9 protein-coding genes and 1 pseudogene are annotated in these 11,489 nt (G+C 68.0%); 6 read left to right on the top strand and 4 right to left on the bottom strand.

All coding sequences use genetic code 11. From position 1 onward, the window contains the following. Positions 1-92: 92 nt before the first annotated feature. The 6 genes from ACUDCK_RS21050 to ACUDCK_RS21025 all read left to right on the top strand — a co-directional run bounded on the left by ACUDCK_RS21050 (position 93) and on the right by ACUDCK_RS21025 (position 6,777). Entirely contained in the window at positions 93-1,364 is a 1,272-nt protein-coding gene (locus ACUDCK_RS21050) for a class I SAM-dependent methyltransferase (RefSeq protein WP_155755469.1), read from the top strand. 417 nt (positions 1,365-1,781) lie between these two features. Beyond that, a complete protein-coding gene (locus ACUDCK_RS21045; protein ID WP_054438691.1) occupies positions 1,782-2,783 on the top strand; it encodes an ABC transporter substrate-binding protein in 1,002 nt (333 codons plus the stop codon). A 288-nt stretch (positions 2,784-3,071) separates the two neighbouring features. Then, positions 3,072-3,929, top strand: a complete 858-nt coding sequence (locus ACUDCK_RS21040) for an ABC transporter permease (RefSeq protein WP_049072699.1) — start codon at positions 3,072-3,074, stop codon at positions 3,927-3,929. Further along, positions 3,926-5,212: a quaternary amine ABC transporter ATP-binding protein gene (locus ACUDCK_RS21035; protein ID WP_116792145.1), complete on the top strand. Its 1,287-nt coding sequence runs from the start codon at positions 3,926-3,928 to the stop codon at positions 5,210-5,212. Before ACUDCK_RS21040 ends, ACUDCK_RS21035 begins: the two co-directional genes overlap by 4 nt. Positions 5,213-5,369: 157 nt before the next feature. Beyond that, positions 5,370-5,744, top strand: coding sequence for a tautomerase family protein (locus ACUDCK_RS21030; protein ID WP_054503251.1), 375 nt, complete (start codon positions 5,370-5,372; stop codon positions 5,742-5,744). A 13-nt stretch (positions 5,745-5,757) separates the two neighbouring features. Further along, positions 5,758-6,777 (top strand): LacI family DNA-binding transcriptional regulator, encoded by a 1,020-nt coding sequence (locus ACUDCK_RS21025; RefSeq protein WP_054503250.1) that lies wholly within the window; start codon positions 5,758-5,760, stop codon positions 6,775-6,777. A gap of 17 nt (positions 6,778-6,794) precedes the next feature. On the opposite strand, the gene ACUDCK_RS21020 is transcribed toward ACUDCK_RS21025, so the two are convergent. The 4 genes and pseudogenes from ACUDCK_RS21020 to ACUDCK_RS21005 all read right to left on the bottom strand — a co-directional run bounded on the left by ACUDCK_RS21020 (position 6,795) and on the right by ACUDCK_RS21005 (position 11,486). Beyond that, complete coding sequence (locus tag ACUDCK_RS21020) at positions 6,795-7,706, bottom strand: NAD-dependent epimerase/dehydratase family protein (protein WP_054503249.1); 912 nt, start codon at positions 7,704-7,706, stop codon at positions 6,795-6,797. Positions 7,707-7,722: 16 nt separating this feature from the next. Beyond that, a pseudogene (locus ACUDCK_RS21015) lies at positions 7,723-8,675 on the bottom strand (lactonase family protein). 70 nt (positions 8,676-8,745) lie between these two features. Further along, a complete protein-coding gene (locus ACUDCK_RS21010; RefSeq protein ID WP_175166548.1) occupies positions 8,746-9,933 on the bottom strand; it encodes a sugar ABC transporter permease in 1,188 nt (395 codons plus the stop codon). Between the two features lie 5 nt (positions 9,934-9,938). Next, positions 9,939-11,486 (bottom strand): xylose ABC transporter ATP-binding protein, encoded by a 1,548-nt coding sequence (locus ACUDCK_RS21005; protein WP_175166549.1) that lies wholly within the window; start codon positions 11,484-11,486, stop codon positions 9,939-9,941. Positions 11,487-11,489: the final 3 nt, after the last annotated feature.

Here is an 11,489-nt window from a genome sequence, read left to right as displayed (position 1 = left end):
CGATGACTGTATCACGCGTCGCCTTACACGCAAATTGCAAGTGATTTCCGATACAGTCTGTCCGTGTCCGTACGTATTCCAGAGGAGATGCTGTGAGTCCTTTGCTGTCTGTTGTGGAACGCAAGCTCCAGGCTTTGCCCGTCACTGTCCAGTTGGTGCTGCCCGATGGCACCGTGGTCGGGCCGCCGGATCCCCGGGTGCGGTTCGTGACGCATGACAAGACCGCGCTGGCTCACCTGGCCGAGGGCGCCGTGGGCGTGCTGGGGCAGGACTACGTCGAGGGCCGCATCGATATCGAAGGTTCGATGCGCGACGTGATGGCCGCGGCCGCGGCGCTGTTGCCGGGTTCGCCGGTGGACGCGGCGCGCGGCGGCTGGCTGACCGAGCTGGTGCGCAAGGTGATGTCGGTGTGGCGCCACTCGATGGAGCGCGATGCCCGCCAGATCGAATTCCATTACGACCTGTCCGACGATTTCTACGCCTTGTGGCTCGATCCGCGCCGGGTCTATTCCTGCGCCTACTACCGCGAGCCGGGCATGAACCTGGCCCAGGCCCAGGAAGCCAAGCTCGACCACATCTGCCGCAAGCTGCGGCTGCGGCCGGGCGAGCGATTCCTCGATGTGGGCGCGGGCTGGGGTGGGCTGCTGCTGTGGGCCGCCGAGCACTACGGCGTGGACGCCACCGGTATCACGTTGTCGCGCAACCAGCACGCGCACGTCACCCGGCTGATCCAGGAAAAGGGCCTGGGCGGCCGCGTGCGGGTGGAGCTGCTGGACTATCGCAAGCTCGACGAGGCCACGCCCTATGACAAGATCGCCTCGGTCGGCATGTTCGAGCACGTCGGCCGGGCCCAGTTGGAAGGCTACTTCGCCAAGCTGCGCCGGCTGCTCAAGCCGGGCGGGCTGATCATGAACCATGGCATCACCGCGGCCGGCGTCTACAACGCCGAACTGGGCAGCGGCATGGGCGAATTCATCGAGAAGTACATCTTCCCCGGCGGCGAGCTGACCCACATCAGCGTTGTCATGGAGGCCATGACCAACGGCGGCCTGGAAGAGGTGGACGTGGAGAATCTGCGGCCGCACTATGCCCGAACCCTGTGGGCGTGGAGCGACGCGCTCGAGGCCAACCTGGCCGAGGCCGCCCGGATCCTGGGCGGCGAGCAGGGCGAGCGTTCGCTGCGCGCCTATCGTCTCTACCTGGCGGGTTGCGCCATGGGCTTCGAGCACGGCTGGATCGCGTTGCACCAGATCTTGGGCCAATACCCGGCCACGGGGCGTCCGGACGAGCTCGACAATCCGCCCGACCTGGCCTACCCGTGGCGGCGCGATTACATGTACCGGGACGCCGATCCAAGGCCCTGAAACCGGGTTTTGGAAGCGTCAAATGTATTTATAAGAACAAAATATTAACTAAATGTATCTATGTTTTCGAGAGGCGATTCCCCAGGGGAAAACGGGGAATCGCCTCTTGGGAATAAGGGTTTTTCCGAACGCTTTTCGGCGTGAATGTATCTGATTCGTTCAGGTGTGGGCTTGGGCTATGCATTAATTTCGGTTAAGATGCTGGCTTCTTCTTTCAGTTTGTTCACTATCTGTGGGTTCTCGAAAACTCCGTTTTTCGAGGCTCCTGTCTTGCAAGACCCCGCACCCTGCGGATCCTCTTGTTGCTAGTGTCGGTTTGTATTGGCGGTTCTGCCCGTCTTCCGCACAACCCCCTTAGCTCCATGGCACGGCCGGACCAGCGCCGCCGTGTCCCTGAACCTATGGAGGCAAAAGCCAATGCGTTTCACCCCCGTCAAGACCCTGGCCGCCGCGGCCATCTTGTTCGCCTTCGCCGGTTCGGCCCAAGCCGCCGATGCGCCGCAATGCGAACTCAAGCGTCCGATCAACTTCGGCGCCATGAACTGGGAATCCAATCTGGTCCTGGTCGATGTCGAACGTTTCATCATGGAAAAGGGCTACGGTTGCAAGACCGAAACCCTGCCTACCGAGACCCTGCCGGCCCTGGCCGCGCTCGAGCGCGGTGACCTGGACATCAACACCGAGATCTGGCTGAACAGCGTCGCCGACCCCTGGGAACGCGCCGAAAAGACCGGCCGCGTCAAACGGATCGGCGATCTCTACATGGGCGGCGAGGCCTGGTACATCCCGCGCTACACCGCCGAGCGCCTGCCCGAGCTGAAGTCCGCGGCCGACCTGCCGAAGTTCAAGGACAAGTTCAAGGACCCCGAGGAACCCGGCAAGGGCCGTTTCTACGGCTGCCCGGCGGGCTGGGGTTGCGAAGTCACCAGCACCAACCTGTTCCACGCCCTCAAGCTGGACGACACCTACACGCTGTACTCGCCGGGCACCGGCGCGGCGCAGAAGGCGGCCCTGATGTCGGCCTACAAGCGCAAGCAGAACGTGGTCTTCTACTACTGGTCGCCCACGCCGCTGGTGGGCGCCATGGACCTGGTCAAGCTGGAAATGCCGCCCTACGACGCCGACAAGCACAAGTGCCTGACGTCGCCCAAGTGCGCCAAGCCCGAGGCCAGCGCCTATCCCGACAATCCCGTCTTCACCGCGGTGAACACCAAGTTCTCGCAGGAAGCGCCGGTGCTGACCGAGTTCCTGTCGAAGGTCTCGGTGCCGCTGCCCGTGATGAACGAGACCCTGGCCCACATGGAGGAAACCGGCGACGAGTCCGGCGCCGTGGCCAAGTGGTTCCTGAAGAACAAGCCCGACGTCTGGACCAAGTGGGTCCCCGCCGACGTCGCCGGGCGCGTGCAAAGCGCGCTGTAACCCGCGCCGCCTTTCCGGCGGCGGGCCGCTCCGGCTTGCCGGGACGGCCCGCCGGGTTGGACTTTTTCCCCTTGGGATGACCCCAAGGGGAAAAAGCCCTCCGGCAGGCGGACTGCCCGCCATGCGGGCAATGCGCGGGAGGTATTGCTCCCGCGCCGGACTGTAAGCGTGTTTCGCCCTTGCCGACGGCCGCTCCCCGCGAGGGGCGCCGCCGCCGGCCTCCGTGCCGGATGCCGTGCTGGCGCACGGCGCGGCGCGTGGCGAACGCGCTGAAATGGAGTCAAAAACATGTTTCCTGAAATTATTCCCGCGCGTCAGGTGCGCGGGGCCATCGACGGATTCGTCGATCATCTGGTCACCAATTACGCCGATACCCTGGAGACGCTGTCCCAGCCCGTGCTGCACGCCCTGGTGTGGCTGGAGCAGGTGCTGCGCAGCTCGCCCTGGTGGGCCGTGGTCGGCGTCACCATCGTCATCGCCTGGCTGGTCAGCCGTCGCATCGGCCTGAGCCTGGCCATGGGCGCGCTGCTGTGCGTGATCGGCGTGCTCGGCCTGTGGGACGCCGGCATGCAGACGCTGGCGCTGATGATCATGGCGGCGGGGCTGTCGGTGATCATCGGCATTCCGCTGGGCGTGCTGATGGCGCGCGTCAACTGGCTGCGCTCGATCATGCTGCCGGTGCTGGATGTGATGCAGACCATGCCCAGCTTCGTGTACCTGATTCCGGTCGTGATGCTGTTCGGCCTGGGCAAGATCCCGGCCATCATCGCCACCGTGATCTACGCCGTGCCGCCGCTGATCCGCCTGACCGACCTGGGCATCCGCCTGGTCGACCGCGAGGTGCTGGAAGCGTCGCGCGCCTTCGGCGCCAATCCGCGCCAGCAGTTGTTCGGCGTTCAGTTGCCGCTGGCCTTGCCCAACATCATGGCCGGCATCAACCAGACCACGATGATGGCGCTGTCGATGGTGGTGATCGCCTCCATGATCGGCGCGCGCGGCCTGGGGTATGAAGTGCTGCTCGGGATCAACCGCCTGGAAGTGGGCCGCGGCCTGCTGGCGGGCCTGGGCATCGTGGTGCTGGCCGTGCTGTTCGACCGGATCACGCAATCGTATGGACAGCGCATGCGCATGGGAGGCCAGCGATGAGCAAGATCGAAGTCAAGAACATCTACAAGATTTTCGGGCCGCATCCGAAGAAATGGCTGGAAGCCGCCCAGGGCGGCATGAGCAAGGAAGCGCTGCTGGCCGAAAGCGGCCACACGCTGGGCCTGCGCGACATCAGCCTGTCGATCGAAGAGGGCAGCATCTACGTCATCATGGGCCTGTCGGGTTCCGGCAAGTCGACGCTGATCCGCCACTTCAACCGCCTGATCGAGCCCAGCGCGGGCCACATCCTGGTCGACGGCGTCGACGTGGTCAGCCTGAACAAGCGCGACCTGGAGACCTTCCGCCAGAAGAAGATGAGCATGGTGTTCCAGCGCTTCGGCCTGTTCCCGCACCGCACCGTGCTGGACAACGCCGCCTACGGCCTGGCCGTGCAGGGCGTGGGCCGCGCCGAGCGCGAGCAGCGCGCCCGCGAATGGCTGGAGCAGGTCGGCCTGTCGGGCTTCGAACAGCAGTATCCGCACCAGTTGTCGGGCGGCATGCAGCAGCGCGTCGGCCTGGCGCGCGCGCTCGCCACCGACGCGGAGATCCTGCTGATGGACGAGGCCTTCTCGGCGCTCGATCCGCTGATCCGTCGCGAAATGCAGGACCAGTTGCTGCAACTGCAATCCAAGCTCAACAAGACCATTGTCTTCATCACCCATGACCTGGACGAGGCGTTGCGCCTGGGCAACCGCATCGCCATCCTGAAGGACGGCGAGCTGGTGCAGGAAGGCACGCCGGAAGACATCCTGTTGAACCCGGCCAACGATTACGTGCAGTCGTTCCTGCAGGACGTGAACCGCACCAAGGTGCTGAACGCGACCCATGCGGTGAACCCGGCGCGCCTGACGCTGACCATGCGGTCGCGTCCGGCCCACGCGGTGGACCGCATGCGCGCGCTCAACTACGAATACGCGCCGGTGCTGGACGGCAAGCGGCTGGCTGGCGTGCTGACGCTGGTCGCGGCCGAGCAGGCCGTGCGCGAGGGCGGGCGCGACGTGTCGCGCTTCGTCGAGGACCTGGCCTCGGTGCCGGCCACGGCGGGCCTGGGCGAGGTGCTGGCGCAACTGGTGCACAGCGACCAGCCGGTGGCGGTGACGGGCGAGAACGACGAGTTCATCGGCATGCTGTCGCGCAAGAAGGTGGTCGAGCTGGTTACGCCGGTGCTGGCCGAGACGGCGCCGACGGACCCGTCCGCCGAGACGCCTGCGGAGGACGGCCTGGCGGCGCAGGCCGAATTGCAGGGCCAGCCGCAACCGGCGCCGCGAGGCGAGGCGGCCTGAGGCCCCGCTTGCCGTCAGGCAAGGCGGGCGGCGGGTGCCGCCCGTCATGACGAGCCGATTCCGGCGCGGCCAGGCTTGCGCCTCGGGCCAGTCCGGATATGATGGCTGGCCGGCGCCGACTGCCGGCGTGCCACTATTCGGAATATCGGAATCCGTCATGCCAATCTTGAATGTCCAGATCATGCAGGGCCATTCGGCCGCCCAGAAGACCACGTTGCTGAAGGCGGCCTCGCAGGCGGTCGTGGAAAGCATTGCCGCGCCGCTGTCCAGCGTGCGCATCGTGCTGCAGGAAATCCCGGCCGAACACGTCATCGTGGCGGGCGAAATCGGCAAGGCCATGGCGCGCGTCGACGCGGCGCTGATCGAGGGCCGTGACGAAGCCAAGAAGTCGGCGCTGATCGCGGCGCTGAACCAGGCCGTCTGCGACAGCATCGGCATTTCGGGCGAAGACGTGCGGGTGCTGATCCGCGACGTGCCCAAGACCGACATGGGCGTGGCCAACGGCCTGAGCGCCAAGGCCGCGGGCCGCTGAGCGGGGCCCCGGCATGGCGACCGGCAAGGACAGGGGATCCGTCACCGTCGATGACGTGGCGGCCCAAGCGGGCGTGTCGATCAAGACCGTCTCGCGGGTGCTGAACAACGAGCCGAACACCAGCGAGAAGACGCGCGCCAAGGTCATGGCCGCGATCGAGTTGCTGAAGTACCAGCCCAATCCCTCGGCCCGCCGGCTGGCCAGCAAGCGCTCGGATCTGATCATGCTGGTCTACGACAACCCCAGCGACAACTACCTGATCAACATCCAGCACGGCGCGCTCGACGCCTGCAAGCGCTATTTCTACAGCCTGCTGCTGCATCCCTGCGACTATCGCGCGCCCGACCTGGCGGCGCAGATCGTGCAGGCGGCGCGGCAGCACGCCTGCGCCGGGCTGGTGCTGACGCCGCCGTTGTCCGACGTGCGCGCGCTGATCGAGGCGTTGGACCATGGCGACGTGCCCTACGTGCGGCTGGCGCCGGGTTCGCCCAGCGCCCGGGGGCTGGAAGTCAGCACCGACGATCGCGCCGCGGCGCGCGACATGACCCGTTACCTGCTCGGCCTGGGCCATCGCCGGATCGGCTTCGTGGCCGGGCATCCCGACCACGGCGCGGTGGGCGAGCGCCTGCATGGCTACCGCGATGCGCTGGCGGAGCTGGGTGTGGCCTACGATCCGGCGCTGGTGGAGCAGGGCCTGCATTCGTTCGATTCGGGGATGCAGTGCGGCCAGCGTCTGCTGGATCGCGCGCAGCGCCCGACCGCGATCTTCGCGGCCAATGACGACATGGCGGCCGGCGTGCTCTACACGGCGCACGCGCGCGGCCTCAAGGTGCCGCAAGAGTTGTCGGTCGCGGGCTACGACGATACGCCGCTGTCACGCCAGACCTGGCCCAAGCTGACCACGCTGCGCCAGCCCATCCGCGAGATGGCCTACGCGGCGGTCGAGCAGTTGGCCTCGCGCGAACCGCAGGCGCGGGTGCGCACGCTCGGCTATGAGCTGGTGGTGCGCGATTCGACCCGCTCGCCCGGCTGAGCCCGGCGCGCGGGCGCTCAGCGCAGGCGCTTCTGCACGTCATCCTGCGGCGCGTAACCAATGCTGTCGCGGGCCTCGGCCACGTCCCAGGCGCTGCCCTGGTTGGCCGACACGCCGTTGACGGTGACGCTGCCGTCCGGCCAGTTCGACGCATCCGCGGTCAGCGCGGCAAGCAACAGCCGTTCGAAATCCCCATTGGACAACCACATATCGTGGAACCACGCCAGCGCGCGGCGGGCCGGCTCGTCCCGCGCGGGGGGCGCCGGCGCGCGCCGATGCGCCACGCCGGAATAGGTCATGTCGCGCGGATCGTTGTCGTCCGGCAGAATCCAGCCGATGCGCGCGATCACGGTGGACAGCTTGCCGTGCGTGACGGCGGAAAAGGCGCGGCACAGCCGCTCGCCCATCACCTTCGAGGTGCCGTAGGCCAGCGAATGCACCTCGCGCTCGCCGTCGAACCAGCGGGTGCCGGGCGCGGGCTCCGTGCGCGCGGTGAGCTTGCCCGGCCCGATCGTGGCGGCCAGCGGCAGGTCCTTGTAGCCGCCCATGGCGTGATTCGATGACGAGAATAGCAGCCGGCGCACGCCCTGCGTGGCGGCGGCCGTCAGGACGTTCAGCGTCATGTCGTAAGAGCCCAGCGCCTCTTCCCAACTGGCGTCGGGCGTCGAGTGGCGTGCCGCCAGGTGCAATACCGCGTCGGCGCCGGCGAAGTGGCGGGTCCAGCCGGGATCGGGCCGTTGCAGGTCGGCGGCCACCAGGGTCAGGCGGTCGCGCAGCTCCGGGCTGAAGACGCTGGCGTCCGCCTGCAGGTCGATGCCGGTCAGGTGCTCGCACCAAGGCTGGCGCGCCAGGATGGCCAGGGCCTTGCGGCCGAGCTGGCCGGTGGCGCCGGTGACGATGATGCGGGCGGGGGGCAGGGTAGAGGTCACGGTGGATGTTTCCGGTTCAAGGCAGAGGGCACAGGCAGGCGGGAGAGCGCAGCGGGTAGGGGGCGCCGTGCGACTGCGCCAGGCCGGTGGCCGGATCGATGCGCACGGCGCGAAGGAGGTGATCGTCCTGGGCGGCCAGCAGCAGGAATTCGCCATCGGGCGTGAAGGCGATGTCGCGCGGCGTGCGGCCACCGACGGCGATGAAACCGAGCGGTTCGAGCCACGGCGCCGCGCGGCGCAGCCGGAAGACCGCGATGCTGTCGTGGCCCCGGTTGGCGGCATACAGCAGGTCGCCGCGCGGATGCAGGCGCAGGCCAGCGCGTTGCCGGCGCCGTCCAGCGCGTACAGCGCCAGGGTGTTGGACAGTTCTTCCACCACCACCGCCAGCGTGTCGCCGGCCGCCAGCACGAGATGGCGCGGTCCGGCGCCGGGCGGCGTGCGCCATTGGCGTATCGGCATGGCCTCCAGGCCGTCGGGCAGGACGCGGTGGCAGGCAATCGTGTCGGTGCCCAGATCGCAGAGGTAGACCCGCGTGCCGTCGGCCCCGGGGGCCGCGTAATGCACGTGCGGACCTTCCTGGCGGTCGGCGCGCGGCCCGGAGCCGCTTCGCGTGATGACCTGGGGCGCGGCGCTTGGCAGGCCGTCGGCGTCGAGGGCGTAGCACAGCAGTTCGCCGGAGCCGTAGTTCGACACGTACAGTTGCCGCGCCGCCCGGTTGATGCTGACGTGGCAGGGCGCGGCGCCGGGTATGGCGACGCGCCCGATGGGGCGCAGGGCCGCGGCGCCGTCCTCGATCGCGAAAACCTCCAGCGCCGCGTCCTGCTCCTGTTCGCTGACGCTGTAGAGGCGGCCGGCCGTCGCGCATAAATAGGAGGGGTTGACCGGGCCGGACAGCACCTGGCGTTGCCGGAACGATGCCGTCGCGCCATCGAACGCGAGCAGGTGGATGCCCTGGCCGCGGCCCTGCACGTGGGGCAGGATTTCGGTATAGGTGCCGACGGCGAGCACGCAGGCGCCGGGTACGCGGGAAAGGATGTCGTTATGCACGTTCGGACCTCGTCGCCACGTCGATCCACACCGCCAGCACCAGCACGGCGCCCTTGACGATCATCTGCCAGGAGGTGTCGACGTTCATCTGCTGCATGCCGTTGTCCAGGCTGGCCATGACCAGCGCGCCGATCAGCGCGCCGTACACCGTGCCGGAGCCGCCGCGCATCGAGGTGCCGCCGATGAAGCAGGCGGCGATCGCGTCGAGTTCGCCGCCCACGCCGGCCGACGGCGAGCCGGCCGCCGAACGCGCGGTGGTGACAATGCCGGCGAACGCGCACATCAACCCCATCAGCATGAACACCATCAGCTTGACGCGCTGGACGTTGACGCCGGACAGGCGGCTGGCCTCGACGTTGCCGCCAACCGCGTAGACGTGGCGGCCGAACACGGTCTGCGTGGCGATCCACGAGAACGCGCCCAGCAGGGCCAGCAGGATCAGCACCGGCAGCGGCACGCCGTGGGCCTCGTTCAGCACCAGGACGAAGCCGACGGCGGTGGCGGTGATGGCGCCGATGCGCAGCGCGTCGATCCAGCGCGGCGCCACGGCCAGGCCCAGGCGGCGATGGCGCCGCCGGCGCGCCAGCGTCAGGCCGCAGGTCAGCGCGACGATCAACGCGGCGAACAGCCAGGACAGGGCGGGCGGCACGAACGCCTGGGCGATGGCGCCCAGGTCGTCGGGCACGGGCGCGATGGTGACGCTGTCGGTGCTCAACTGCAGCAGGCCGCGATAGGCCAGCATGCCGCCCAGGCCGACGATGAACGACGGCACCCGCAGCCGGGTCGTGAGAGAGCCATTGACCAGGCCGAGCGCGGCGCCGGCCGCCAGCACCACGGCGACCGACAACCAGGTGTTCCAGCCCAGGTTGACCGTCAGGATGGCGACCAGGCCGCCGAGCAGCCCGAGCAGCGAGCCGACCGACAGGTCGATCTCGCCGGCGATGATGACCAGCACCATGCCGCAGGCCAGCATGCCGGTCACCGACATCTGCAGCAGCAGGTTGGAGATGCTGTTGGGCCGCAGGAAGCTGCCATGGGTCTGGTGCCAGAAGAACAGCCAGATCAGGGCGAGCGCCAGCAGCATGGCCAGCAGCTTGTGGCGCGCGAACAGTTGCCGCAGCGGCGGATGTCCGCCGCGCCGGCGCGGTTCTGAAGAGGAGGAGGCGAGTATCTGGGTCATGGCGTTCAGGCGGCGTGCCGCAGCGGGTCGGTGTTGAGGGCGGCGGCGAGCACGCGTTCCGGCGTCAGGCCCTGGATGGGAAAGTCTGCCGCGATGCGGCCGGCATTCATGACCAGCACGCGATCGCTCATGCCGAGGATCTCCGGCAGTTCCGACGACACCATGATGATGGCCACGCCGCGGTCGGCGAGATCGAAGATCATCTTGTAGATGTCGTACTTGGCGCCGATGTCGACGCCGCGCGTCGGTTCGTCCAGGATCAGGACTTTGGGTTGCCTGAGCGCCATCTTCGCCAGCACCACTTTCTGCTGGTTGCCGCCTGACAGGCTGGCGACCGGCAGGCCGGGGCTGGCCGTCTTGATGCGCAGGCGCGCGATTTCGCGCTCGACCGTGGCCAGTTCCGAATCGCCATCCACCCGCGTGGCGCGGGCATGGTCGGCCAGGCTGGCCAGCGTGATGTTCTCGGCCACGCTCATCAGCGGCACGATGCCGTGGCGCTTGCGGTCCTCGGGCACCAGGCACAGGCCGTGCGCGATGGCGTCGGCCGGGGATGTGATGCGCACCGGGCGGCCGGCCACCTGCACCCGCGCCTGGTAGCGGCCGGCGTAGGCGCCGTAGATGGCCAAGACCAGTTCGGTGCGGCCCGCGCCCACCAGGCCGGCGATGCCGAGGATCTCGCCGGCGCGCACCTGCAGCGCGACGTCGTCGACCCGCTTGCGCCGCGGATTGGTGACGTCCCAGCAGGTCACGCCGCGCGCTTGCAGCACCACCGTGCCCGGTTGGCGTTCGGTGCGCGGAAAGCGCGATTCGAGCGCGCGTCCCACCATCAGGCCGATGATGCTGTCTTCGTCGAGCGCGTCCGCCGGCTGGGTGGCGATGTGCTGGCCGTCGCGGATCACGGTGATGGTGTCACAGAGGCGCTTGACCTCGTCGAGCTTGTGCGAGATGTAGATGCAGGCCACGCCGGCGCGCTTGAGGTCTTCGATGATGGCCAGCAGCACCTCGATCTCCCTGGCGCTGAGCGAGGAGGTCGGCTCGTCGAAGATCAGCAGGCGCGCTTCCTTGGCCAGCGCCTTGGCGATCTCGAACAACTGCTGGTGGCCGTTGCCGTAGTTCATGACGGGCGCGGCCACGTTGACATCGGTGAGCTTGAGCCGGGCCAGCAGCTCGGCGGCGCGGCGGTGCATGGACGGGTAGTCCATGCGTCCGCCCGGCAGGCGCATTTCGTTGCCCAGGAAGATGTTCTCGGTGACGCTCAGTTGCTGCACCAGCATCAGTTCCTGGTGCAGGATGACAATGCCGGCTTCCTCGCTGTCCCGGGTCGAGCGTGCGCGCAGCTCGCGCCCTTGCCACAGGATCTGGCCCTGGTAGCTGCCGTGGGGGTAGACCCCCGACAGCACCTTCATCAGGGTCGATTTGCCGGCGCCGTTTTCGCCGCACAGTCCGAGGCATTCGCCGGGCCGCACGCTCAGGCTGACGCCCGAGAGCGCGCGCACGCCGGCGAATTCCTTGACGATGCCGCGCATTTCGAACAGCGGTTGCTGTTGGTCCATGGT

Source organism: Achromobacter sp. CF-sbj1-Ac2-l, from assembly GCF_052698165.1.
This window is presented reverse-complemented; position numbering and strand designations above follow the sequence as displayed.

What these genes read in the sequence shown, in the direction of transcription:
- ACUDCK_RS21045 (WP_054438691.1), top strand. Translation starts at nt 1,782, where the DNA reads ATGCGTTTCACCCCCGTCAAGACCCTGGCCGCCGCGGCCATCTTGTTC.
- ACUDCK_RS21040 (WP_049072699.1), top strand. Translation starts at nt 3,072, where the DNA reads ATGTTTCCTGAAATTATTCCCGCGCGTCAGGTGCGCGGGGCCATCGAC.
- ACUDCK_RS21035 (WP_116792145.1), top strand. Translation starts at nt 3,926, where the DNA reads ATGAGCAAGATCGAAGTCAAGAACATCTACAAGATTTTCGGGCCGCAT.
- ACUDCK_RS21030 (WP_054503251.1), top strand. Translation starts at nt 5,370, where the DNA reads ATGCCAATCTTGAATGTCCAGATCATGCAGGGCCATTCGGCCGCCCAG.
- ACUDCK_RS21025 (WP_054503250.1), top strand. Translation starts at nt 5,758, where the DNA reads ATGGCGACCGGCAAGGACAGGGGATCCGTCACCGTCGATGACGTGGCG.
- ACUDCK_RS21010 (WP_175166548.1), bottom strand. Translation starts at nt 9,933, where the DNA reads ATGACCCAGATACTCGCCTCCTCCTCTTCAGAACCGCGCCGGCGCGGC.
- ACUDCK_RS21005 (WP_175166549.1), bottom strand. Translation starts at nt 11,486, where the DNA reads ATGGACCAACAGCAACCGCTGTTCGAAATGCGCGGCATCGTCAAGGAA.